17 protein-coding genes are annotated in these 25,085 nt (G+C 58.4%); all 17 read left to right on the top strand.

The features are described 5' to 3' along the window. Positions 1-23 precede the first annotated feature (23 nt). Positions 24-731: a 50S ribosomal protein L1 gene (gene rplA / locus ACZ5D1_RS13065; protein WP_011368761.1), complete on the top strand. Its 708-nt coding sequence runs from the start codon at positions 24-26 to the stop codon at positions 729-731. 176 nt (positions 732-907) lie between these two features. Continuing rightward, positions 908-1,429 (top strand): 50S ribosomal protein L10, encoded by a 522-nt coding sequence (gene rplJ, locus ACZ5D1_RS13070; protein ID WP_011368762.1) that lies wholly within the window; start codon positions 908-910, stop codon positions 1,427-1,429. A 39-nt stretch (positions 1,430-1,468) separates the two neighbouring features. After that, positions 1,469-1,852 (top strand): 50S ribosomal protein L7/L12, encoded by a 384-nt coding sequence (rplL, locus tag ACZ5D1_RS13075; RefSeq protein WP_011368763.1) that lies wholly within the window; start codon positions 1,469-1,471, stop codon positions 1,850-1,852. A gap of 493 nt (positions 1,853-2,345) precedes the next feature. Next, the gene (gene rpoB, locus ACZ5D1_RS13080; protein ID WP_011368764.1) at positions 2,346-6,473 is read left to right on the top strand and encodes a DNA-directed RNA polymerase subunit beta; all 4,128 of its coding nucleotides are present in this window, start codon (positions 2,346-2,348) and stop codon (positions 6,471-6,473) included. A gap of 112 nt (positions 6,474-6,585) precedes the next feature. After that, on the top strand, positions 6,586-10,746 hold the full coding sequence (gene rpoC / locus ACZ5D1_RS13085) for a DNA-directed RNA polymerase subunit beta' (RefSeq protein ID WP_011368765.1): 4,161 nt from the start codon (positions 6,586-6,588) through the stop codon (positions 10,744-10,746). A gap of 269 nt (positions 10,747-11,015) precedes the next feature. Beyond that, on the top strand, positions 11,016-11,618 hold the full coding sequence (locus tag ACZ5D1_RS13090) for a DUF4390 domain-containing protein (RefSeq protein WP_011368766.1): 603 nt from the start codon (positions 11,016-11,018) through the stop codon (positions 11,616-11,618). Between the two features lie 12 nt (positions 11,619-11,630). Then, positions 11,631-13,832 (top strand): sensor histidine kinase, encoded by a 2,202-nt coding sequence (locus tag ACZ5D1_RS13095; protein WP_011368767.1) that lies wholly within the window; start codon positions 11,631-11,633, stop codon positions 13,830-13,832. A gap of 39 nt (positions 13,833-13,871) precedes the next feature. Continuing rightward, a complete protein-coding gene (locus ACZ5D1_RS13100) occupies positions 13,872-14,825 on the top strand; it encodes a TIGR01777 family oxidoreductase (protein ID WP_464555094.1) in 954 nt (317 codons plus the stop codon). 11 nt (positions 14,826-14,836) lie between these two features. Next, positions 14,837-16,246, top strand: a complete 1,410-nt coding sequence (locus ACZ5D1_RS13105; RefSeq protein WP_464555096.1) for an HD domain-containing phosphohydrolase — start codon at positions 14,837-14,839, stop codon at positions 16,244-16,246. After that, the gene (locus ACZ5D1_RS13110) at positions 16,243-17,640 is read left to right on the top strand and encodes a sigma-54-dependent transcriptional regulator (RefSeq protein ID WP_464555097.1); all 1,398 of its coding nucleotides are present in this window, start codon (positions 16,243-16,245) and stop codon (positions 17,638-17,640) included. Before ACZ5D1_RS13105 ends, ACZ5D1_RS13110 begins: the two co-directional genes overlap by 4 nt. Before the next feature lie 39 nt (positions 17,641-17,679). Further along, positions 17,680-18,441 (top strand): 2,3-diphosphoglycerate-dependent phosphoglycerate mutase, encoded by a 762-nt coding sequence (gene gpmA / locus ACZ5D1_RS13115; protein ID WP_011368771.1) that lies wholly within the window; start codon positions 17,680-17,682, stop codon positions 18,439-18,441. Next, entirely contained in the window at positions 18,438-19,256 is an 819-nt protein-coding gene (locus ACZ5D1_RS13120) for an ion transporter (RefSeq protein WP_011368772.1), read from the top strand. The genes gpmA and ACZ5D1_RS13120 overlap by 4 nt, the downstream gene beginning before the upstream one ends. Before the next feature lie 286 nt (positions 19,257-19,542). Next, on the top strand, positions 19,543-20,898 hold the full coding sequence (locus ACZ5D1_RS13125; RefSeq protein ID WP_011368773.1) for a response regulator: 1,356 nt from the start codon (positions 19,543-19,545) through the stop codon (positions 20,896-20,898). 140 nt (positions 20,899-21,038) lie between these two features. After that, on the top strand, positions 21,039-22,211 hold the full coding sequence (locus ACZ5D1_RS13130) for a homocysteine biosynthesis protein (RefSeq protein WP_455696911.1): 1,173 nt from the start codon (positions 21,039-21,041) through the stop codon (positions 22,209-22,211). 5 nt (positions 22,212-22,216) lie between these two features. Continuing rightward, positions 22,217-23,032: an ATP-dependent sacrificial sulfur transferase LarE gene (larE, locus tag ACZ5D1_RS13135; protein WP_464555099.1), complete on the top strand. Its 816-nt coding sequence runs from the start codon at positions 22,217-22,219 to the stop codon at positions 23,030-23,032. 373 nt (positions 23,033-23,405) lie between these two features. After that, the gene (locus tag ACZ5D1_RS13140; protein WP_011368777.1) at positions 23,406-23,699 is read left to right on the top strand and encodes an FmdB family zinc ribbon protein; all 294 of its coding nucleotides are present in this window, start codon (positions 23,406-23,408) and stop codon (positions 23,697-23,699) included. An 83-nt stretch (positions 23,700-23,782) separates the two neighbouring features. Further along, entirely contained in the window at positions 23,783-25,078 is a 1,296-nt protein-coding gene (gene purB, locus ACZ5D1_RS13145; protein ID WP_011368778.1) for an adenylosuccinate lyase, read from the top strand. The last annotated feature ends 7 nt before the right edge of the window (positions 25,079-25,085 follow it).

The following is a 25,085-nucleotide window of genomic DNA, read 5'->3' on the forward strand; positions in this document are numbered from 1 at the left end:
ATTATAAGAAGGGGTGGGTAATCATGCCCAAGCACGGAAAAAAATACCGCAAGGCAACCGACGGAACCGACCTCGCAGTCCGTTTCTCGGTAGAGGACGCGGTTGCAAAGTCCCTCGAAGCCTCGTTTGCCAAATTTGACGAAACCGTTGACGTAGCAATCTGTCTCGGTGTCGACCCCAAGTACTCCGACCAGATGGTCCGCGGTGCTGTAACCCTGCCCAACGGCCTTGGTAAGACTGTTCGCGTTGCTGTTTTCTGCAAAGGCGAAAAGCAGGCTGAAGCCCGTGAAGCAGGCGCCGACATCGTTGGTGCAGAAGACCTGGTCGAACAGGTGAAAGGCGGCATGCTGGATTTTGACAGCGCCATCGCCACTCCTGACGTCATGGCTCTTGTGGGCCAGATCGGCCGGGTGCTCGGCCCCCGTGGTCTGATGCCCAACGCCAAGACCGGTACCGTCACCTTTGACGTGGCCAAGGCTGTTTCCGAAGTGAAAGCCGGCCGTGTGGAGTTCAAAGTAGACAAAGCCGGCGTGCTGCACGCACCGCTCGGCAAGGTCTCCTTCGGCCCCCAGAAAATTGCGGAGAACCTCAAGGCCCTGCTCGATACCGTTCAGCGCCTGAAGCCTTCTTCCGCCAAGGGCACCTACATGAAGACCATGTCGGTTTCCACCACCATGGGCCCCGGCTTCAAGGTGGACCCCAACGACATCAGACGCTTCCTCGAAGGCTAGTCCTTCCGGAAGTCGCCATATCAGGCTTGGGCAACTGCGGTTGCCCAAGCTTTGTTGACAATTGGACAGGAAATTCGAGTCGAAGAAAGCAGGTAGGCCTACGGCCGTAATACCCTGCCGAGACATCTCCTTCGCTCGGCATTTCCACTAGGCACCCTTAGCTTTAAGGAGAATCCATGAAAAGGTCTGAAAAAGCTGCAATTATCGAACAGCTGAAGGCAAAAGCCGACGCTGCTCCCATTGCAGTTGTGACCGATTTCAAGGGTATGCCGGTGGAAGAGCTGACCCGTCTCAGAGTTAAGCTGCGCGAAAGCGGCGGCGACTACACCGTAGTCAAAAACACTCTGGCGCGGATCGCCCTTACCGGCGGCACGCACGACGTTCTCAAGGATAACTTCTCTGAGAACTGCGGCGTGGCCTTTGGGTCGGAAGATCCCGTGGCCGTGGCTAAGGCGCTCGTTGAATTCCGTAAGGGAAGCAAGCTGTTTGCCATCCGTTTTGGCAGCCTCGAGGGCCAGTTCCTCGACGACAAACAGCTTGATGCTCTTGCCAAGCTGCCCGGCAAGCAGGAACTGCTCGCCAAGGCACTGGGCACAATGAACGCTGTTCCCACGAACTTTGTCTGCCTCTTCGCAAACCTTCTGCGCAACTTCCTGTACGCTCTCAAGGCCATTCAGGAACAGAAAGAAGCAGCTTAACCGCTCAAGACACATTTTATTACTATCAGGAGATTACAGATGTCCGATATCACCAAAGAACAAGTTGTTGAATTCATCGCCGGCATGACCGTTCTCGAACTGTCCGAGTTCATCAAGGAACTGGAAGAAAAGTTCGGCGTTTCCGCTGCCGCTCCTGTGGCTGCCATGGCTGCTGCTCCTGCTGAAGCCGCTGCTCCCGCAGAAGAAGAAAAGACCGAATTTGACGTGATCCTGAAGAGCCCCGGCGCCAACAAGATCGCTGTCATCAAGGTTGTGCGCGCTCTGACCGGCCTGGGTCTGAAGGAAGCCAAAGAAAAAGTTGACGGCACTCCCTCCACCCTGAAGGAAGCCGTGTCCAAGGACGACGCTGAAGAAGCTGCAAAGCAGCTGAAAGAAGCCGGTGCCGAAGTCGAAGTGAAGTAAATTCGGCTTTGTCGCCGTTACGGCGAATTAAAGGCGCGGGCACTTGTCACATGTGCCCGCGCCTCTTCTGCTTTCGGGCACGTCAAATTACGTACAAAACGACTTGCACTCAGAAAAGATTTAGACTATCATATAAATTTGGTTAACCAATCTCCACTCTGTGTAAGCACTTCTGTATCGGGCGGTACATTGCTTCCCCAAAAAGCACACCCAACTACCCGAATTCATATTACATCAGGTGATGGCAACGCAGTAGCCGCCGTCACCCGTTCTTTCGTGCTCAACGATTTTCACGGTCGTTTTGCTTTTTGTTCTGTGCCAACAGGTAGTAACACCTGTCATTGCGTCGCATCAAGTCTTACGACCGACGACATAGCGTGCCACGGGCAGCAGCCTGCCCGCGTCACCGAACATTCCGGGCCTGCCGGGCGTCCCGCTTGCTCGTATCGCGGATTGCCGCTTCCGGAAAAACGTCTCTTTCTGAGGTGAAAAAATGGGCCAGCTCACAAAAAAATTCGGCAAGATCGAAGTCACTCTTCCGATTCCGCACCTGCTCAATCTTCAGGTCGACTCGTACAAGAAGTTCCTGCAGGAAGGCGCGGCCGCTCTTGCTCCTGACGAGGGGCTTGAGGGTGTGTTCAGATCTGTGTTCCCCATCGAGGATTTCAACAGAACCGCTAGCCTTGAGTATGTCAGCTACGAAATAGGCGAGCCCAAATATGATCAGGCCGAATGCATCTCCAAGGGTCTGACCTATGAGGCTCCTATCCGTATCAAGGTGCGTTTGGTCGTGTACGATGTGGACGAAGACTCTGAAAACCGCACCATCAGGGACATCAAGGAACAGGATATCTATTTCGGCACTCTGCCGCTGATGACGGAAAAAGGCACCTTTATCATAAATGGTACCGAGCGTGTCATCGTCAACCAGCTGCAGCGTTCTCCCGGCATCATCTTTGAGCATGACGCCGGCAAGACCCATTCCAGCCGCAAGGTGCTGTACAGCTGCCGCGTTATCCCCATGCGCGGTTCCTGGCTTGATTTCGACTACGACCATAAAGATATACTCTACGTCCGCATCGACCGCCGCCGCAAAATGCCCGCCACCATCCTTTTCAAGGCCATGGGCATGAGCCGCTCTGACATTCTGGAGTACTTCTACAAAAAAGAATACTACACGCTTGAAGACGACGGCCGTCTGATGTGGGAACTGGACAAAGACCTGTACCGCAAGGACGTGGCCTATGCCGATGTGGCCGACGGCGAAGGCAAGGTCATCGCCAAGGCCGGCAAACCCTACACCAAGCGTTCGTGGCGTCTGATGCTCGAAGCAGGCATTCCCGCGGTTGAAGTCGCCCCCGACTACATCGCAGGCATGTTCCTGGCCGAAGACATCGTGGACGAAGCAACCGGCGAAGTGCTGGCAGAAGCCGCCGACGAGATCACTCTTGACCTCATCGACCGTCTGCGTGAATGCAGCATCAAGCGCGTGCCCGTGCTGCACACCAAAGGCAGCGACACGTCTTCCTCCATCCGCGACACCCTGCTGCTCGACAAAACTGCCGATCAGGAACAGGCCCGTGTGGAAATTTACCGCAGACTGCGTCCCAGCTCGCCCCCCACACCCGAGATTGCCAGCACGTTCTTCGAGAACCTGTTCCGCAATCCCGATTATTACGACCTGTCGCCCGTGGGACGGTACAAGCTCAACCAGCGTCTGGGTCTGACCACCACGCAGGAACGCGTGCTGACCGATGAAGACATCCTTACCGCCATCCGTGTGCTCAACCACCTGAAGGACACACACGGCCCTGCGGACGATATCGACCATCTGGGTAACCGCCGCGTGCGTCCTGTGGGTGAGCTGGTGGAAAACCAGTACCGCATCGGCCTTGTGCGCATGGAACGTGCCATCAAGGAACGCATGAGCCTGCAGGAAGTCTCCACGCTGATGCCGCACGATCTCATCAACCCCAAGCCTGTGCAGGCAGTGCTGAAGGAATTCTTCGGCACCTCGCAGCTGTCGCAGTTTATGGACCAGACCAACGCCCTTTCCGAAGTGACGCACAAGCGGCGTCTTTCCGCTCTGGGCCCCGGCGGTCTTACCCGCGAACGCGCAGGCTTTGAAGTGCGTGACGTGCATACGTCGCACTACGGCCGCATCTGCCCCATTGAAACTCCTGAAGGTCCGAACATCGGCCTTATCGTTTCGCTGACCACCTATGCCAAGGTGAACGATTTCGGTTTCATCGAAACCCCGTACCGCGTTGTGCGCGACGGACAGGTGACCGACGAGGTCAAATACCTCGACGCATCCAGCGAACACGGCGAAGTGGTGGCACAGGCCAACGCGCGTCTTGATGGCGATCACCGGTTCGTGGACGAATTCGTAACCACCCGTGTGCGTGGCGACGTTATCATGTCCCCGCGCGAAGAAGTCACCCTCATGGACATTTCGCCCAGCCAGATGGTTTCCATCTCCGCTGCGCTGATTCCGTTCCTTGAGCATGACGACGCCAACCGCGCACTCATGGGCTCCAACATGCAGCGTCAGGCAGTTCCGCTGCTACGCAGCACCAAGCCCATCGTGGGTACCGGTATGGAAGCGGACGTGGCCCGCGACTCCGGTGCATGTATCATCGCAGAGGCAGACGGTGTCGTGCGCTACGCCGACGCAGACCGCATCGTGGTTTCCTACGAAGGCGACCTGTACCCCAGGACGGGGGGCGTGCGTTCGTACGACCTGCAGAAATATCACAAGTCCAACCAGAGCTCGTGCTTCGGACAAAAGCCCCTCGTAAGCCGCGGTCAGGTTATCCGCAAAGGTGACGTGCTGGCTGACGGTCCCGGTATCGAAGACGGCGAACTGGCGCTGGGTAAAAACCTTGTGGTGGCATTCATGCCCTGGTGCGGTTACAACTTCGAAGACTCCATCCTCATCTCCGAACGCTGCGTGAAGGAAGATGTCTTCACCTCCGTGCACATCGAGGAATTTGAAGTTGTCGCCCGTGACACCAAGCTGGGCCCCGAAGAAATCACCCGCGATATTCCCAACGTGGGCGAAGACATGCTGCGCAACCTTGACGGCAGCGGCATTATCCGCATCGGCGCCAATGTAAAGCCCGATGACATTCTGGTGGGCAAAATCACTCCCAAGGGTGAAACACAGCTTACGCCGGAAGAAAAACTGCTGCGCGCCATCTTCGGTGAAAAGGCCCGCGACGTGAAAAACACGTCGCTGAAGGTTCCGCCGGGAATCGAGGGTACTGTCATCGACGTCAAGCTGTTCAACCGCCGTTCCGGCGAAAAGGACGAGCGCACGCGCAACATCGAAGATTACGAGCTGGCACGGCTGGATCAGAAAGAGAAAGATCACATCCGCGCACTGACCGAAACCACCCGTGAAAAGCTGGCACCCGTTGTGGTGGGCAAGCAGCTTGCTTACGGACTGGCCGGGCAGAAAAAAGGCGAAGTCATCGCCGAGGCAGGCCAGACCCTGACCGCGGAAATGCTTGAAGGTCTGCCGGTGAAGAAGCTCTCCGGCCTCTTCAAGAGCAAAGACACCAACGAGGCCGTACAGCAGGCGCTGGAATCATACGATCGTCAGATCGAGTTCATCAACGCCATGTACGAATCCAAGCGTGAAAAAGTGACCGAAGGCGACGACCTGCCCCCCGGCGTCATCAAGATGGCCAAAGTGCACATCGCCGTTAAGCGTAAGCTGAACGTGGGTGACAAAATGGCAGGCCGCCACGGTAACAAGGGTGTCGTATCCTGCATACTGCCGCAGGAAGACATGCCCTTCTTCGCCGACGGCCGCCCCGTGGACATCGTGCTCAACCCGCTGGGCGTTCCCTCCCGTATGAACATCGGGCAGATTATGGAAACGCACCTGGGCTGGGCCGCAAAGGAAATGGGCCGCAAACTGGCGCTGATGCTGGAACACGGTCAGGATCTTGCGTCCGTGCGCGAACAGGTGAAAACAGTGTTCGCGTCCGATGCCATTTCCTCCGAGGTGGACAACATGGACGACGAGACCTTTGTCCGGTCCGTGCGCAGACTGCGCGACGGCATTGTGACCAAGACTCCCGTGTTCGACGGTGCCACCGAAGAGCAAATCTGGAGCTGGATGGAGCAGGCAGGGCTTGCCAACGACGGCAAAACCGAGCTGTACGACGGCCGCACCGGTGTCCGGTTCCACAACCGTGTCACCACGGGTGTCATGTACATCCTTAAGCTGCACCACCTTGTTGACGAAAAAATCCACGCCCGTTCCACCGGCCCCTACTCGCTTGTCACCCAGCAGCCGCTGGGCGGTAAGGCTCAGTTCGGCGGCCAGCGTCTGGGTGAAATGGAAGTGTGGGCACTGGAAGCATACGGTGCCGCATATCTGTTGCAGGAATTCCTCACGGTCAAGTCCGACGACGTGACCGGCCGAGTGAAGATGTACGAAAAGGTCGTGAAGGGTGACAACTTCCTTGAAGCAGGTCTGCCCGAGTCCTTCAACGTTCTGGTGAAGGAACTCATGTCTCTGGGCCTTGACGTCACCCTGCATCAGGAAGAAGGCAAAAAACGCACCAAGCGTGCGGGAATGACCTTCGGCGACGGCACCAGCTACTAGCAAATACGGCAACGGGGCGGCCCGCACAGGGCCGCCCTGTCTGAATACAGGATTTTATCGCGCCAAGCGCGACGAGAAACCCGCTGCAATTCAACTTTGGTGGGGTAGTAACATGACCTTAGACGATCTGTTCTCCATGCGCGGAACCGCTGCCGGCCAGACAAACATCCGCAATCTGAAGGCAATGCAGATTTCCATTGCCTCGCCGGAAAGCATTCGCGAATGGTCCTACGGCGAAGTGAAAAAGCCCGAGACCATCAACTACCGTACGTTCAAGCCGGAACGTGACGGTCTTTTCTGCGCAAAGATTTTCGGCCCCGTAAAGGACTACGAGTGTAACTGCGGTAAATACAAGCGCATGAAGCACCGCGGTATCGTGTGTGAAAAATGCGGCGTTGAAGTTATCGCCTCAAAGGTGCGCCGCGAGCGCATGGGTCACATAGAACTGGCCGCGCCTGTGGCGCATATCTGGTTCCTCAAGACTCTGCCTTCCAAAATCGGCACCCTGCTCGACATGACCATGGCCGATCTGGAAAAGGTGCTCTACTTCGATTCCTACATCGTGCTTGACCCCGGTTCCACCAGTCTTGCCAAGCTGCAGGTCATTTCCGAAGACCAGTATCTTCAGATCATCGACCATTACGGCGAGGACGCTCTGGTGGTGGGCATGGGTGCAGAAGCCATCCGCTCGCTGCTGGAAGAACTGAATCTTGAGGCACTGCGGGCCGAACTGCGCGAAGAATCGCAGAGCACCCGTTCGCAGACCAAAAAGAAAAAGCTGACCAAGCGCCTGAAAATCGTCGAAGCGTTCCTTGAGTCCGACAACAAGCCCGAGTGGATGGTGATGGAAGTTGTTCCCGTCATTCCGCCCGAGCTGCGTCCTCTTGTACCGCTGGACGGCGGACGTTTTGCCACGTCCGACCTGAACGACCTGTACCGCCGCGTCATCAACCGCAACAACCGCCTCAAGCGTCTGATGGAACTGGGTGCGCCCGATATCATCATCCGCAACGAAAAGCGCATGCTGCAGGAATCGGTTGACGCCCTGTTCGACAACGGCCGCCGCGGCCGCGCCATCACCGGCACCAACGGCCGTCCCCTCAAGTCCCTTTCCGACATGATCAAGGGTAAACAGGGCCGTTTCCGTCAGAACCTGCTGGGCAAGCGTGTCGACTACTCCGGCCGTTCGGTCATTGTGGTCGGTCCCAAGCTTAAACTGCACCAGTGCGGTCTGCCCAAAAAGATGGCCCTCGAACTCTTCAAGCCCTTCATCTACTCCAAACTGGAAGAAAGGGGACTGGCCTCCACCATCAAATCTGCAAAGAAAATGGTGGAACGCGAAGAACTGGTCGTGTGGGACATTCTTGAAGAAGTGGTGCGCGAGTACCCCATTCTGCTCAACCGTGCGCCCACGCTGCACCGTCTGGGCATTCAGGCATTTGAACCGCTGCTGGTGGAAGGCAAGGCAATCCAGCTGCATCCGCTGGTCTGCGCCGCCTACAACGCCGACTTTGACGGTGACCAGATGGCCGTCCACGTGCCGCTTTCTGTGGAAGCACAGATTGAATGCCGCGTGCTCATGATGTCCACCAACAACATTCTTTCGCCGGCAAACGGCACTCCCGTCATCGTGCCCTCGCAGGACATCGTCCTCGGGCTGTACTACATGACGGTTGAGCGTTCGTTTGAAAAAGGCGAAGGCATGGCTTTCTGCGCACCGTGGGAAGTGGTGGCCGCATACGATGCCGGCAGCATTTCTCTGCACGCGCGCATCAAGGTGCGCATGCCCGACGGCCGTCTGCTGAACACCACTCCCGGCCGTATCATGGTGGGCGAAGTACTGCCCGAAGGCGTGCACTTTGATCTGGTGAACACCGTTCTGACCAAAAAGAACATCGCGCGGCTGGTGGGCAATGCTTACCGCGACGCCGGCACCAAGGCCACCGTACTGCTGTGCGACCGCCTGAAGGATATCGGCTACGAATTCGCCACCCGCGCCGGTGTGACCATCGGCGTCAAGGACATGACCATTCCCCAAAGCAAGAAGGGCATTCTGGCCGACTCGCAGGCGGAAGTGGACAACATCGAACGCCAGTACCGCGACGGTATCATCACCCGCACGGAAAAGTACAACAAGGTTGTGGACGTGTGGACCAAAGCCACGCAGGACATCTCGCAGGAAATGATCAAAGAGATCTCCTACGATGTCATGCGCGACGAAAAGACGGGCAAAGAAGAGCTGAACCAGAGCTTCAACCCCATCTTCATGATGTCCAACTCCGGTGCGCGAGGCAACCAGGACCAGATGCGTCAGCTGGCCGGCATGCGTGGTCTTATGGCCAAGCCTTCCGGTGAAATTATCGAAACCCCGATCACCTCGTGCTTCCGTGAAGGTCTGTCCGTGCTGCAGTACTTCACCTCCACGCACGGCGCACGTAAGGGTCTGGCGGATACCGCGCTTAAAACCGCGAACTCCGGTTACCTTACCCGTCGTCTGGTTGACGTCGTTCAGGATGTCATCATCAGCGAACACGACTGCGGCACCGTCGACGGGCTGGAAGTGGGCCACCTTATCAAGGGCGGCGACATCAAGATGCGCCTTGCAGAACGTGTGCTGGGCCGCGTCACGCTGTATCCGGTGACCGACCCGGAAACCACCGAGGTGCTCTTCCCGGCCAACACGCTTATTGATGAAAACGTGGCCAAAAAGCTGGACGAGGCAGGCATCAACTCTCTGCATATCCGTTCGGCACTTACCTGCCGCTCCGACAGGGGCGTGTGCGCCATGTGCTACGGCCGCGACCTTGCCCGCGGGCATGTGGTCAACATCGGTGAGACCGTGGGCATCATCGCCGCACAGTCCATCGGCGAGCCGGGCACGCAGCTTACCATGCGTACCTTCCACATCGGCGGTACGGCATCGCGCGAAATCGAACGTTCGAACATTCAGGCGCAGTACACCGGCCGTGCCGTTCTGTACCGTGTCAAATCCGTCCGCAACAAAGACGGCCAGCACATGGTCATGGGCAAATCCGGTCAGGTAGGCATTGTGGACGAACAGGGCCGCGAGCGCGAAAAATACGTACTGCCTTCCGGTGCAAAACTGCACGTGGAAGAAGGACAGGAAGTGAAGAAGGGCCAGCTGCTCGCCGAGTGGGACCCCTTCAACGAACCGTTCGTTTCGGAAGTGGACGGTCTGGTCAAGTTCACGGACATCATCGAAGGCAAGACCGTTCAGGAAAAAGCCGACGAAGCAACCCAGATGACCACCCAGACCATTATCGAATACCGTACCACCAACTTCCGGCCGGCCGTCGCCCTGTGCGATGCCGACGGCGTGGTGAAAACGCGTCCCGAATCGAACATTCCGGCCAGCTATTCGCTGCCGGTGGGCGCCATTCTGATGGTGCGCGACGGTCAGGAGATCACCGCAGGCGACATCATCGCCCGTAAGCCGCGTGAAAGCTCCAAAACCAAGGACATCGTCGGTGGTCTGCCCCGCGTTGCCGAACTCTTTGAAGTGCGCAAGCCCAAAGATATGGCCGTGGTTTCGCAGATCGACGGCATTGTCACCTTTGCCGGTGAAACCAAGGGTAAACGCAAGCTTGTTGTCACCCCTGAAACCGGTGACGAGAAAGAATATCTCGTACCCAAGGGCAAGCACATCACCGTCACCGACGGCGACTTTGTGGAAGCAGGCGAAATGCTGACCGAAGGTCATCCCGAACTCCACGACATTCTGGGCGTCAAGGGCGAAAAATACCTTGCCAACTACCTTGTCGAAGAAATTCAGGATGTGTACCGCTTCCAGGGCGTCGGCATTGACGACAAGCACATCGAAGTCATCGTGCGCCAGATGCTGAAAAAAGTGACCGTGCTCGACCCCGGTCAGACCAGCTTCCTTGTGGGAGAACAGGTCGACAAGGCCGAGTTCCGCATCGAAAACCAGAAAGCCATCGAGGAAGGCCGCACTCCGGCCACCGCCGAGCCGCTGGTTCTCGGTATCACGCAGGCATCGCTGACCACGTCTTCGTTCATCTCGGCGGCTTCCTTCCAGGAAACCACCAAGGTGCTTACAGAAGCTTCGCTGCGCGGAAAGAACGACCACCTGCGCGGCCTGAAGGAAAACGTCATCGTGGGCCGTCTCATTCCCGCCGGCACCGGATACCGCGAGTATGTACACTCCGACATCTCGGTTCCCGAACAGAAAGAACGCCCCGACAGATTCCTTGAAGAGCTGGTGGGTGCACCCCAGCCCGTTGTGGAAGACTAACCGTCTTTTCCACCCTGCAGATACCAAAGCCCCCGCTCCGGCGGGGGCTTTTTTTGTGCAGCCGCAAGCCGGCGGTATGCTTTCAGTTTCAGCCGGACAGTCACGTTTTTTTCTGCCGCAGCGGCTGCGCCGTGCCGGAACGACTGATGCCCGCACACCTGTGATACAACAGGTACAGCCCCGGCTTGCCAAACATGGCACCCGTGTGCGAAGAACAATATCCGGGCAGGCTTCCCCATGCCTCAGTAACCCCAACGCACAGACGGCTCATGCGACTGCACATCCGCTCCATATTCCTTTGTCTGATTCTGACCTTGACGGCCGCCATCGGCCTGTGCACCGGCGCGCAGGCGGCGGCAGAAGACACACGTCCTTCCGCCGCCCAGCAGCTCGAACTGGACAGCTTTGTGCTGGATACGGTGGATGACAAACTGGTGCTGCGGTTCGGGGTCAGCGTCAGTGATCTGGAAATGCTCAAACGCGACCTGCGCGAAGGTTCGGCCATCAACCTGACCAGCACTGTGAGCCTGAGCAGGCGCAGTTCCTTTATCCCCCGTGGCTCGCTGGTTTCCATAGAAGGTCTGTCCACCCTGCAGATGGACCCGCTCACCCGGGAATTCATCCTGACGGAACCGGACAGAAAAGCCCCCAACAGGAATAAATCACTCAAGGCGCTGCTTGACTCCACATGGAGCCGTATGGTGCTGCCGCTGTGCAGGCTCAACACGCTGGAACACGACCGCGAGTACGTTGTCGCGCTGGATGTGACCCTGCGCCATGCCGATGTACCGCCCTGGCTTTCCAAAACGCTTTTTTTCTGGTCGTGGGATGTCGCCCCGCCCATCAGCTATTCGATGACTTTCACCTTCTAGACCACGCCCGCCATGACAGACGAACAGAGCACCATACGGGTAAGCGTGGCGGACACGCGTGAACGCAAACGCCGCCAGCGTGAACTCCTTCTTGCCGCCGTGGCTTTTCTTGCCGTCATTATCCTCACCTGGGTTGAACTGACGTACCTCGGCGTTGATTCCTACTTTTTCCTCGCGCTTTTCAATCTCAACTTCATTCTGCTGCTGCTGGTGCTGTTCATAGTGGTGCGCAACGGCGTCAAGCTGATACTGGAACGCCGCCGCAGAGTGCTGGGGTCGCGGCTGCGCACACGGCTGGTGCTGGCCTTCATGTCGCTTTCTCTTTTTCCCACCGTGCTCATGTTTGTGGTCAGTGCGCGCTTTGTGCAGACGTCCGTGGACTACTGGTTCAAAAGTCAGGTGGAAACGTCCATGGAAATGGCGCTGGACGTGGGGCAGACACTATACAGCACAACCCGTGACAGGCTGAACCAGCGCGGCGATTTCATCGTAAAGGAAATCATCGAACGCCGGTTTGCCTGGGGCGGAAAAAGCATGGATGCCTATCTCCAGAAAAAACAGCAGGAGTACAATCTGCTGCTGGTGGGTGTGCTGCGCACCGACAGAAGCGAGCAGAACTGGCACGGCGATGCCAGCGCAGCCGCACTGTGGGCCGAAACCAAAGCCCGCATAGACTGGGACAGTCTGGAAGCGCAGCCCCGTTACTGGTCACTGCTGTGGCCCGGGCAGGAGGCGGACTATGCCGTGGGAGTGCTGCCGGTGGACGACGGCAGAACAGGGTATCTGGTGCTGGTCGAAAACATCGGTCAGGGCCTCATGTACAAGCTCGACAGAGTGGTGCGCGGTTTTGACGAATACAAAAAACTCAAGACGCTGAAACATCCGCTCAAAGTCACACTGTATTTCATTCTCGGGGTGCTTACCCTGCTGATCATTCTCGGGGCCATGTGGTTCGGGTTCAGGCTGTCAAAGGAACTGACGGCCCCCATCATGGCGCTGGCGGAAGGCACGGAGCGCATTGCCCGCGGCGACCTGACTGTACGGCTGGAAGACAGCTCGACAGATGAACTGGGTGTGCTGGTGCAGTCGTTCAACCGCATGACGGAAGACCTGGAAATGAGCCGCAGCCGCCTGACGGATGCCAACCTGATGCTGGCGGCGCAGAACGAAGAAAAAGAACAGCGCACACGGTACATCGAGGCCGTACTGGACAACATCGCCGCCGGCGTGGTTTCGCTGGACGCCGAAGGCCGCATCAGCACCATGAACAAAGCGGCGGGAGCCATGTTTTCCATCGATCCGCGCCCGCTTCTCGGCTCGCGCCCGGGGGACCTGCTTTCCGGAGAACACTCCCGCATGTTCCGCGAAATGGTGCGGCAGTTCAAGGCTTCTCCCGAATCGCAGTGGCAGCGCCAGATGACGCTGCGCGCAGGCGACTATGAATGGAAGCTGCTGGTGAACGCTGTGGGGCTGCCCACGCCGCAGGGCGACTACAACGGGCTGGTGGCCGTGTTTGAAGACATCACCGAACTGGAAAAAATGCAGCGCATGGCGGCATGGCGCGAAGTGGCGCGGCGCATAGCCCACGAGATCAAAAATCCGCTCACCCCCATCAAGCTTTCGGCTCAGCGGCTGCAGCGCAAGTTCGGACCGGACATTGAAGACCCTATTTTTCCGCAGTGCACAGAACTCATCGTGCGGCAGGTGGAGCAGTTGCAGCAGATGGTGCAGGAATTTTCGGCCTTTGCCAAACTGCCCGAGGTCAAACCTCTGCCCGGCGACATCATGCCGCTGCTCAGCGAGCTGGTGACCATGTTCCGCACCAGCCACAGCGGCATAACGTGGGAAATGCACGCCCCGCAATCGCTGCCGCGCATGAATCTGGATAAAAAAGCCATGCACCGGGCGCTGCTTAACATCATGACCAACGCGGCCGAAGTGCTGGAGGGCCGCGAGTCGCCCGCAGTCACCGTAACCGTGCGGCATGACAAGGCGCTGGGCCTTGTGCGGGTGGACGTGGCCGACAACGGTCCCGGTCTGAGCGCGGAAGAACGCTCGCGCCTGTTTGAACCCTACTTTTCCCGCAAGCGCGGTGGTACCGGACTGGGGCTGACCATCGTCAAATCCATAGTACAGGACCACAGAGGCTATGTGCGTGCAAATGCCGCCCCCGACGGCGGAACCATTGTCACAATGGAGCTGCCTGTGACATAATGCGGTTCCGTCATCATCCATCATAACCGGGAGCCACACATGAACGCAGTGATACTGGGCGGAACAGGATTTATAGGTACGGCACTGGCCCGAAGCATGATGGCGGAAGGCGGTGCCACGGTAATACCCACCCGCGATCCTGAAAAAAGCAGAAAGCGCCTGCCCGCCGACATGGCGGCCAAGGTGACGCTGGTGCCGTGGGACGGTGCCGGCGGCAAGGCGCTGGCCGCCATAATGGAACAGGCGCAATGTGATGTGCTGGTAAACCTGCTGGGAGAAAACATAGCTTCGGGCCGCTGGACGCAGCAACTGAAAGAACGCATCGTCGCCAGCAGAGTAACAGCCGGTGAAGCTGTCACAGACGCGCTCAGCCGTCTTCATACCCGCCCTGCAGTTCTGGTTCAGGCTTCGGCCACAGGGTACTACGGCTCGGCACAGCCGCCCACCGACCCGCTGCTGGCGGCGGAAGACGCCCCTCCCGGCAGCGGATTTCTGGCAGACACCACCGTCCGCTGGGAGGCATCGACGCTGGATGCCGAATCCATGGGAGTGCGCCGCGTGGTGCTGCGCACCGGTATGGTGCTGGGCACGCATGGCGGTGCTCTGCCGCGTTTTGTCACGCCTTTCCGGTTGTTTGCCGGCGGCCCGCTGGGCAGCGGCAGGCAGGAGATATCCTGGATACATATTGCAGACGAGGTACGCGCCATCAGACACCTCATCAATGACAGTTCACTGCACGGCGCCTTCAACCTTACCGCACCGGACCCCGTGACCATGGAATCGTTCTGCCGTCAGCTCGGCACAGCGCTCAACCGCCCCTCGTGGCTGCGCACACCCGCATGGCTGCTTGAAACGCTGCTGGGCGAAATGGCAGCGGAACTCATTACCGGCGGCAGACGCATTCTGCCCGCACGGCTTCTCGCCTCAGGGTTCACATTCCGGTTTCCCACGCTGGGGCAGGCGTTCGACGACCTGTTTCTGCCGCGCAGCTGAACGGAGAACACATGACACCTCGTTCCATCCTGCTGGTGGAAGACGAACCAGTCGTGGCCTTTGACGTGGCGCACCGGCTGCAGCTGCTGGGTTATCCCGCGCCGTCCACGGTCCCTTCCGGCGAAGAAGCGCTGCGTGCCGCCGCTGCCATGCGGCCCGATATCGTCCTTATGGACATCATGCTGGAAGGAGAGATGGACGGCATAGAAACGGCCGCGCTGCTGCATGACCGGTTCGACGTGCCTGTCATCTACCTTACGGGCCTCATGGAACCGTCACTGCTGGAGCGCGCCAAAATAACCGGCCCGTTCGGGTATGTTATCAAGCCGTTTGACGACAGGGAACTGCACATCTGCATTGAGATGGCGCTGTACAAACACGCAGCGGAACGGGAACGCACCGAGCGCGAGCAGCTTTTTGCCGCCACGCTGCGTTCCATACGCGAAGCGGTCATGATCATTGACAGGCAGGGGGTGATAACGTTCTGCAACCCCGCTGCGCAGGAGCTGCTGCACCTTTCGGCAACACAGCTGGAACAACGGATGTTTGCCTCCGTCGCCAGCCTGATGGTGGAAGGAGACGCAACCGCCTCAGACCCCCGCCGGCTGGTGCTGCGCCATGCAGGTACAGGCCGCAGGTCGCTCAACGCAATACTGCAGCACGCATCGGGACACTGCCCTGTGGAAATTTCGGCCACGGTCACCGGCGACAGCCCGGACAGGGCGGGCACCGTGCTGGTGCTGCGCGACATGACAACCCGCCGCCGCGACAAAGCATCGCTGACAAAGGCTCTGGACGAACTGCAGCGGGTATTTGAACAGACGGTCATGGCCCTTGCCGTGACCTCGGAAAAAAGAGACCCTTACACCGCAGGACACCAGCAGCGCGTGGCACGTCTGGCCTGCGCCATTGCGGCCCGCACCGGCATGGATGTACACCGCTGTCAGGGCATACGCATGGCCGGCCTGCTGCACGACATCGGCAAAATTTATGTTCCCTCGGAAATTCTGACAAAGCCCGCCACACTTTCCGCCATTGAACAGAACATCATGCGCACCCATCCGCGGGTGGGCTTCGACATCCTCAAGGGCGTTGATTTTCCGTGGCCGGTGGCACAGACAGTATTGCAGCACCATGAACGGCTGGACGGCAGCGGCTATCCGCTGGGGCTCTGCAAAGATGACATACTGCCCGAATCACGGGTTCTGGCCGTGGCCGACGTGGTGGAGGCCATGTTCTCACACCGGCCGTACCGCCCGTCGCTGGGGCTGACACACGCGCTGGACGAAATACGCACCGGAGCCGGTACCCTGTACTGTGCTGACGCCGTGCGTGCCTGCCTGGAACTTTTTGACGAGGGCTTTGCCTTTGACACTCCCGCGGAGCATCCCGCGGACAATGACGGAGACCTGACACCATGAACGCGCGCGTTCTTATTGTGGATGACGAAGACGGCATCCGCTTTTCCCTGCGGGGTATTCTGGAAGATGAAGGCTATGAGGTAGCGGAGGCGGAAACCGGTGAAGAAGGCCTGAAACTGGCCACGGACACGCCCCCCGACCTTATATTTCTGGATATATGGCTGCCGGGCATGGACGGACTGGAAGTGCTGGACAATCTGCGTACGGCCGATGCCTCTTTGCCGGTGATCATGATTTCCGGTCACGGCAACATCGAAACCGCGGTCAACGCCATAAAAAAAGGGGCCTACGACTTCATCGAAAAACCCCTCTCGCTGGAAAAAGTCGTCATTTCGGCCAACAAGGCGCTGGAGTATTACCGCCTGCGCAGAGAGAATCAGGCCCTGCGCTCGCGGCTCACCCAGTCGACCACCGTGGAAATGACCGGAAACTCCGCTTCCATTGTGGAACTGCGCGGCCAGATAGGCCGGGTGGCCCCCACGGACGCATGGGTGCTCATCACGGGAGAAAACGGCACGGGCAAGGAAATAGCGGCACGCTCCATTCACGCAAGCTCGCGCAGAAAAGATAAACCGCTGGTGGCGGTCAACTGCGCCGCCATACCCGAAGAGCTTATCGAAAGCGAACTCTTCGGACACGAAAAAGGCGCCTTCACCGGTGCCGAAACTGCCAAAACCGGCAAATTTGAAATGGCTCATCAGGGCACGCTGTTTCTGGACGAAATTGCAGACATGAGCCTGAAAACGCAGGCAAAGATTCTGCGGATTCTGCAGGAGCAGAGCTTTGAGCGGGTGGGCGGCCATAAAACGGTAAAGGTCGATGTGCGCGTTATCGCGGCAACCAATAAAAGTCTGGAGGATGAAATAGCCGCAGGCCGGTTCCGCGAAGACCTGTATTACCGCCTGCGGGTCATCCCCCTTGTGGTGCCGCCGCTGCGCCAGCGCGGCGATGACGTTATGCTGCTCATCGGTGAATTCATGAACAGAATGACCGCGGAACACGGTTTCCGCCCTGTCACGTTTGCACCGGATGCGTGTTCCGCCCTGCTGTGCTACCACTGGCCGGGCAACGTGCGTGAACTGAAAAATTTTGTGGAACGCATGCTCATCATGCACTCCGGCCAGACGGTGACCGCCGCCATGCTGCCGCCCGAATACCGCTGCGCCGGTGCGGGCATAATGCCTCAGCCCTGTACCGCAGGCCCATCGGATGGTATGATCCCCGAAGGTGTCATGGATTTCAAGGCGGCGCGCACTGCCTTCGAGGCCCGCTTTCTGGAGGCGAAACTGCAGGAGTTCGGCGGCAACATAACCCGCCTGGCCGAAGCCATCGGCCTTGAACGCAGCTACCTGTACCGCAAACTGAAATCATACAACATTCAGACTCCGGAGTAGTGCACGCGGGTGCACCGCCCGCCGGAAGCAGGAGGCAGCATGTACAAGCTGGTACTTGTCCGCCACGGACAAAGCACATGGAATCTGGAAAACCGGTTCACCGGCTGGACCGATGTGGATCTGACCCCGCTGGGCGAAACCGAAGCCCGCGAAGGCGCACGTCTGATAGCCGCAGCGGGCCTTACCTTTGACGAATGCCATACCTCGGTGCTCAAGCGGGCCATACGCACCCTGAACATCATACAGGAAGAGCTGGACCTGCTGTGGCTGCCTGTGCACCGCCACTGGCGGCTCAACGAGCGCCACTACGGCGCGCTGCAGGGACTGAATAAAAAAGAAATGTCGGAAAAATACGGCGAGGAACAGGTATTCATCTGGCGGCGCAGCTTTGACACACCGCCCCCTGCCCTTACCGCCGACGACCCGCGCCACCCCGCACATGACCGGCGGTACGCCTCGCTGACAGCCCGTCAGATGCCGCTGTGCGAAAGCCTTAAAGACACCGTGGCCAGAGTGCTGCCATACTGGCACGAAACCCTTGCTCCGGCCATACAGGCCGGCCGCCGCCTGCTGGTGGCCGCACACGGCAACAGTCTGCGGGCGCTCGTCATGCACCTTGACGGCATGTCGCCAGACGAAGTCACGGGGCTGAACATTCCCACCGGGCTGCCGCTGGTGTACGAACTGGACAGTAATCTTACACCGCTGCGGCGCGCGTATCTGGGTGATGCCGAAGCCGCCGAGGCAAAAGCCAGAGCCGTTGCCGAACAGGCAAAGGCGGGAACAACGGAACGCCCGTGACGCAGAATCCGGTAAAACCCGTACACGGGTGGCGGCGCACGCTGCATGAAATCATCTTTGAGGCGGACACCCCTGCGGGCCGCCTTTTTGATATTATACTTATCATCGCCATTCTCTTCAGCGTGCTGGTAGTCTTGCTGGACAGCGTGACCACTGTCCGCATGCGGTACGCCGGTCTGCTGTTCACGCTGGAATGGCTGTTCACCCTGCTGTTCACGGTGGAATATATACTGCGGCTGCTGTGTGTGCTGCGCCCTGCCGCGTACGCCAGAAGCTTTTTCGGGGTGGTGGACCTGCTGGCCATACTGCCCACATGGGCCACCCTGCTGCTGCCCGGCACGCATTACCTTGCCGTGGTGCGGCTGTTGCGCGTACTGCGCATATTCAGGGTACTCAAACTGGCCCAGTATGTTTCCGAGGCACGGCATCTCATCCGCGCATTACGGGACAGCAGGCGCAAAATTCTGGTTTTTCTGCTTGCGGTACTGTCGCTGGTCACCATATTCGGCACGCTCATGTATGTCATCGAAGGTGAAAAATACGGCTTCACCTCCATTCCACGCAGCATGTACTGGGCCGTGGTCACGCTGACCACGGTGGGGTACGGCGACATTTCGCCCGGAACCCCGCTGGGACAGGGCATAGCTTCATTCATAATGCTACTGGGCTACGGTATCATTGCCGTTCCCACCGGCATTGTCACCTCCGCGCTGGTCAGACCGCGTCCGGTAAGCACGCAGGCCTGCCCCGCATGCGGACGAGACGGCCACGACGTGGACGCAGTCCACTGCAAGTACTGCGGCACGGCACTGTAAACCGGCCTGTGCCGGGCGCAGGAGCAACAAATGGAAATACGCATGGCTCTGGCCATAACCGCTGCCGCCGTGGCCGCCTTTGTCATCCGCAGGGCAGCGCGCGACCGGTGTTCTTCCTGACTGGTCATGTACGGTGCCGTGGGCATCGGCATCATTGTATGGTTTATATTGTCGGCATTGGGTGTCTGAATGGTTGACATACTGAAAACAGCCCCCATACTGTACCGGGCGGCATACCCGGGGGAGGGAATGCCCTACCTCACTTCACACACCGGAGGGCATCCGCATGTCTCAGCTTGATATGAAAATGAAGCTCAAACAATATGAGCAGACAGTTATAGAATACCTTGGCGCACAGGGGGGTCATTTCATCGTAGCCAGCGACGATCAGACCTTTGTGGGCATTCTGCGCACGACGCTGCTCAAGCAGCTTGCCATCAGCGGCGACCCGCTGACATCCGTCACCGACCCCGACTACATCCTGAAAGTCATCCGCGACACTTCACTGCGTCGTAAGCATCTGGTTGTTTTCATAGAGCGCATGATGCAGGGCAAGGACACCAGCATGCTGGTGCGGCAGATGAAGAACACCTTCGCCAACGTCAAAATCATCATTCTTACCGGAGAAACCGAACGGCAGCGCCTTGTGCTGCTGCACGAGATAGGTGCGGACAACTTCATCAGCAAGCCCATATCCATCAACACCCTCATCGAAAAGATAGCCTTCACCATCAAGCCGCAGGGCAAGCTGGGCCAGCTGATAGATGCCGCCAAGGCGCTGGTGGCTCAGGGCAATTTTGAAACGGCACTGAAAGCCGCGCGTAAAATTCTGGAAGTGAAGCCCAACAGCGCCGCCGGCTATCTGGTGATGGGTGACGCATGGCAGGGGCTGGGAAAGCTGGATAAAGCCCGTGAAAGTTTTGAACAGGCCAGCGAACACGCCAACCTGTATATGGAACCGCTGAAAAAACTGGCCGAACTGCACAAACTGACCGGCGACATGAACGAACGGCTGCGCTATCTGGAACGGCTTGATCAGCTTTCGCCACTTAATGTCGAACGCAAGGTGGACATGGGTGAAATCCATGTGGAACTTGGCAACGAAGAACGCGCCGAAGAGCTGTTTGAAACCGCCGTACAACAGGCCACCAAAGACGCCCTGAACTACATTGGTGAAATTTCTGAAAAAATAGCGGCTGTTTACAGCTCACGAGACCCCCACAAAGCCGAAAAATACTACCGGCAGGCTCTGGATGCCAAGGGCAGTCATCTTGACCACACCGACATAGCCACCTTCAACAGGCTAGGCATTGCCCTGCGCCGTCAGGGCAAATGGCAGCAGGCCATCGAAGAATACGAAAAGGCCCTGCACATCACGCCGGATGACCCCAACCTCATGTACAACATGTCCATGGCCTATGCCGAGGGGCGGCAATTTGACAAAGCCTGCAGCATCGTGATGCGCATCCGCCAGATTACACCGTCATTCGGTTCCATGGACAAAACGCTTTCGTACAATATGGGCATAATTTTCTCGCGGGGCAGACAACCCGCGGATGCCAGGGTATTGTTCGAAAACGCCCTCCGGCTCGACCCTTCGTTCGAAAAAGCCCAGAAGGCGCTGGAAAATCTGGAAAGCTGACCGGCATTGTCTCCCGCGGGACTTTTCCGTATAGTGCCTCACTGCTTATGCGATACGCAGACGACGGCACGCTCCACCTTCAGCGTTCCGTCTTTCAGCCCGACGACGATTCCATGCCGCAGAACACACAGGGAGGGCTCATGTCCCGTTACAAAGTGAACAAAACCATCGCCCAGATCAACGAGCGCATCCGCAAGGGCAACGCCGTGGTGCTCAATGCCGAGGAAATGACCGAGGCAGTGCGTACCATGGGCAAAGAAAAAGCCGCCCGTGAAGTGGATGTGGTCACCACCGGCACCTTTTCGCCCATGTGTTCCTCCGGCATGCTTTTCAACACCGGACAGCCGGAAGCCCCCACCATCAAAACCTCGCGCATCACGCTGAACGGCGTGCCGTGCTATGCGGGGCTGGCGGCCGTTGACGGTTATCTGGGAGCCACCGAACCCCGCGAGGACGACCCGCTGAACAAGGTCTATCCCGGCCAGTTCAGTTATGGCGGCGGCCATGTGATAGAAGATCTGGTGCGCGGAAAGTCCGTGCATTTCAAGGCGCAGGCCTACGGCACGGACTGCTACCCCAGACGCGAAATGGACAGGATGGTCTCGCTGGCCGATCTGCCCCACGCCGAACTGTACAACCCGCGCAACTGCTACCAGAACTATAATGCGGCGGTAAACCTGACCAGCCGCATCATCTACACCTACATGGGGCCGCTTAAACCGAACATGCGCAACCTCAACTTTGCCACTGCCGGCAGGTTGTCGCCGCTGTTCAACGATCCGTTTTTCATGACCATAGGTCTGGGAACACGCGTGTTTCTGGCGGGCGCCACAGGGTATGTGGTGGGCGCGGGCACACAGCACAACCCCAACCCCAAACGCAACCACAGGGGCATCCCGCTTTCGCCTTCCGGCACGCTGCAGCTTAAAGGCCACATGAAGGGCATGAACCCCAGATACCTGCGCGGTGTCAGCATTATCGGATACGGCTGCTCGCTCAGCGTGGGGGTGGGCATTCCCATTCCGGTACTGAATGAAGAAGTGGCGTGGTACACCGGCGTGGATGACTGCGATATTGAAATGCCGGTAAAAGATTACGGTCATGACTACCCCAACTGCCTGCCGCGGGTTCTGCAGCATGTAAACTATGAACAGCTCAAATCCGGCTCGGTGGAAATTCAGGGTAAACATGTGGACACAGTTCCCCTGACCAGCTACCCGCTGTCTCTTGAAATCGCCAACGAGCTGAAAGCACTTATCAGCAAAGGCGAATTCGAGCTGAGCGAACCTGTGGAATCCATTCAGTCCAACTGATGCCCATGGCCCGCACCCGGACGACACTCAAAGCCCTGGAGCAGCTGCTCCGGGGCTTTTCATCACCCGCCGTGGCATACTCCGGCGGGCTGGACAGCAGACTGCTGGCCCACATCGCCGGGCGCGCGGGGCTGCATCCGCTGCTGGTGCACGCCTCCGGCCCGCATCTTACTCCGGCGGAAACAAGAGCCGTCACTGCAGAACTGACAGCGCCGCATGTGAACGCCGTCATTGTCACCGTGGACCCCCTGCAGGTGGAACAGATAGCGCGCAATGGTCATGACCGTTGCTACCACTGTAAAAAATACATTTACGGCGCACTGCTGGACGCCTGTTCCGGTCGTCCGCTGTGCGACGGCACCAACGCATCGGACACGCGCGAATACCGCCCGGGGCAAAAGGCCCTGCAGGAGTGCGGTATACGCAGCCCGTACATGGAGCTGGGCATCGGCAAAAACGATATCCGCGCACTGGCACAGTATACGGGGCTTGCCCGTGCCGACCAGCCTGCGCGTCCGTGCCTGCTGACCCGCTTTGCCTACGGCGTGCGCCCCCGCCGCCACATGCTGCGCAGACTCGGCGCGGCCGAAGATGCTCTTGCCGCACTGGGGCTGCGTGAATTCCGGCTGCGCATCACCAGTGCCGATGGCCCCCCGCAGCTGCACATCAGCAGTGCGGAGCACAAACGTTTCGGGGCGCAGATGAAGACCGTGCGCACCGTGCTGGAAGAACAAGGATTTACAGAGTGCACCATATCCGCCGGGCAACAGCTTTCGGGTCATTATGACAGGGCTGCCGGGCTTGTCCCGCGCCGCTGCTGAAGCGCGCACAGGCCAAAAGCCACTCCGGTGTGTCAAAGGCTGGACAAGCCCCCCGCACATGGGGTATGCACTCTGTCTGCCCATTCATTTCGAAGGAGACTAACCATGGCTCATAAAAAAATTGAAAGAAAAAAAGAACTGGACCGTAAGCGCCACCGTCGCGAAAAGCGCATTAAGCAGCGCATCAAAGAAGCGAAGGCAGCCGCTAAGGCCTAGTTCGTCGAGAACCGGGGGCTCTGCCGACGTAGAAGCATCGCCGGAGTGCGGTGTTCGCTGTGTAACCCGCATATTTCAGCAGCGGTTTGGTGTTTGACAACGCGCAAGCCGCTGTTTACTTTTGTCTATCGTCTGTATTTCACATCAGGAGCGTGCAATGCCTATCTACGAATACAAATGCGACGACTGTCAGCAAATCTTCGAGGAATGGCAGCGCAACTTCGAGGCTCAGGCAAAAACCTGCCCCGTATGCGGCGGCAACGCCAAGCGCATTATGTCCAACACCTCATTCATGCTTAAAGGCGGCGGCTGGTACGCCACAGAATACGGCAACCGCAGCGCCGCTTCAGACAGCGGCGGCACAGGTGCCTCTGCACCCGAGCCTTCCGCTTCGTCTTCCTCGCCTTCCGATGCATCAGCCTCCGGCACCACCGCAGGCCAGGCATCCTGATTTTTTGGCAGCCTCCGGCTGCCTTTTTCATACCCACAGGGCGCTTAGCCCACAACCGCGTAGCGACTATAGAGACCAGACCGATGATCGAACGGTACACCCGTCCCGAAATGGGGCAGCTCTGGACGCTGGAAAACAGATTCCGCGTCTGGCTTGAAGTGGAAATCGCCGTCTGCGAAGCCTGGAACCGCCTGGGCGTGATAGACGACGAAACAATGACCACCATACGGGAAAAAGCAGACTTCGATGTGGAGCGCATCCTTGAAATCGAAGAACAGACCCGCCATGACGTCATCGCCTTTCTGACCGCCGTGGAAGAAAAGGTAGGCCCTGCCGCCCGGTTCATCCATCTGGGCTGCACTTCATCTGACATCGTGGATACCGCCAACGGCGTGATGCTGAGCCGTGCGGGCGACATGGTGGTGCAGGGTATAGAGCGTCTGCTGGTCACGCTGGAAAAACTGGCCCGTGCCAACAAGGGACGCCTGTGCATGGGCAGAACCCACGGAATTCACGCCGAACCCACCAGCTTCGGACTGAAAATGGCAGGCTACTACGCCGAATTCCGCCGGCATCTGGAACGGGTGAAGGCCGGCGTGGAAAGCGTACGCGTGGGCAAGATTTCCGGTGCCGTGGGCACCTACGCCATGCTCAACCCCGAAGTGGAGCGCATCACCTGCCAGATTCTGGGACTGCACGCAGACCCCATCTCCACCCAGATCATCCAGCGTGACAGACACGCGCATTTCTTTACCGCTCTGGCGGTCTGCGCCGGCGGCATAGAACGTCTGTGCGTTGAACTGCGCCACCTGCAGCGCACTGAAGTGCTGGAAGCCGAAGAAGGTTTCCGCAAGGGGCAGAAAGGTTCTTCGGCCATGCCGCACAAAAAGAACCCCATATCGGCGGAAAACATGACCGGTCTTGCACGGCTTATCCGCACCAACTCCGTTGCCGCCATGGAAAATCAGGCACTGTGGCACGAACGCGATATATCCCACTCTTCCGTGGAACGCGTCATCATGCCCGATTCGACCATACTTATGGATTATGTGCTGCACCGCCTGTGCAATCTGCTTGAAAACCTGCGTGTTATTCCCGAAAACATGGACCGCAACCTTATGAGCTCATACGGTCTGTTCTTTTCACAGCGGGTGCTCACCGCTCTGGTGGAGTCGGGCATGGCACGGCAGGAAGCCTATGTCATGGTGCAGAAAGCAGCCATGAAAAGCTGGGATACCGGCACCAGTTTTCCCGAAAATGTCCGGGCCGATGCAGACATAACCGCACATCTGCAGCCTGAGGTGCTTGATGCGCTGTTCGACGCAGGGTACTACCTGCGTCACGAAGACATGATCTTTGACCGCGTTTTTGCGGGCTAACCGCTCA

Source organism: Oleidesulfovibrio vietnamensis (assembly GCF_055388115.1).

Excerpts from the sequence above, each read along its gene's own strand:
- rplA (WP_011368761.1), top strand. The coding sequence starts at position 24 with ATGCCCAAGCACGGAAAAAAATACCGCAAGGCAACCGACGGAACCGAC.
- rplJ (WP_011368762.1), top strand. The coding sequence starts at position 908 with ATGAAAAGGTCTGAAAAAGCTGCAATTATCGAACAGCTGAAGGCAAAA.
- rplL (WP_011368763.1), top strand. The coding sequence starts at position 1,469 with ATGTCCGATATCACCAAAGAACAAGTTGTTGAATTCATCGCCGGCATG.
- rpoB (WP_011368764.1), top strand. The coding sequence starts at position 2,346 with ATGGGCCAGCTCACAAAAAAATTCGGCAAGATCGAAGTCACTCTTCCG.
- rpoC (WP_011368765.1), top strand. The coding sequence starts at position 6,586 with ATGACCTTAGACGATCTGTTCTCCATGCGCGGAACCGCTGCCGGCCAG.
- ACZ5D1_RS13090 (WP_011368766.1), top strand. The coding sequence starts at position 11,016 with ATGCGACTGCACATCCGCTCCATATTCCTTTGTCTGATTCTGACCTTG.
- ACZ5D1_RS13095 (WP_011368767.1), top strand. The coding sequence starts at position 11,631 with ATGACAGACGAACAGAGCACCATACGGGTAAGCGTGGCGGACACGCGT.
- ACZ5D1_RS13100 (WP_464555094.1), top strand. The coding sequence starts at position 13,872 with ATGAACGCAGTGATACTGGGCGGAACAGGATTTATAGGTACGGCACTG.
- ACZ5D1_RS13105 (WP_464555096.1), top strand. The coding sequence starts at position 14,837 with ATGACACCTCGTTCCATCCTGCTGGTGGAAGACGAACCAGTCGTGGCC.
- ACZ5D1_RS13110 (WP_464555097.1), top strand. The coding sequence starts at position 16,243 with ATGAACGCGCGCGTTCTTATTGTGGATGACGAAGACGGCATCCGCTTT.
- gpmA (WP_011368771.1), top strand. The coding sequence starts at position 17,680 with ATGTACAAGCTGGTACTTGTCCGCCACGGACAAAGCACATGGAATCTG.
- ACZ5D1_RS13125 (WP_011368773.1), top strand. The coding sequence starts at position 19,543 with ATGTCTCAGCTTGATATGAAAATGAAGCTCAAACAATATGAGCAGACA.
- ACZ5D1_RS13130 (WP_455696911.1), top strand. The coding sequence starts at position 21,039 with ATGTCCCGTTACAAAGTGAACAAAACCATCGCCCAGATCAACGAGCGC.
- larE (WP_464555099.1), top strand. The coding sequence starts at position 22,217 with ATGGCCCGCACCCGGACGACACTCAAAGCCCTGGAGCAGCTGCTCCGG.
- ACZ5D1_RS13140 (WP_011368777.1), top strand. The coding sequence starts at position 23,406 with ATGCCTATCTACGAATACAAATGCGACGACTGTCAGCAAATCTTCGAG.
- purB (WP_011368778.1), top strand. The coding sequence starts at position 23,783 with ATGATCGAACGGTACACCCGTCCCGAAATGGGGCAGCTCTGGACGCTG.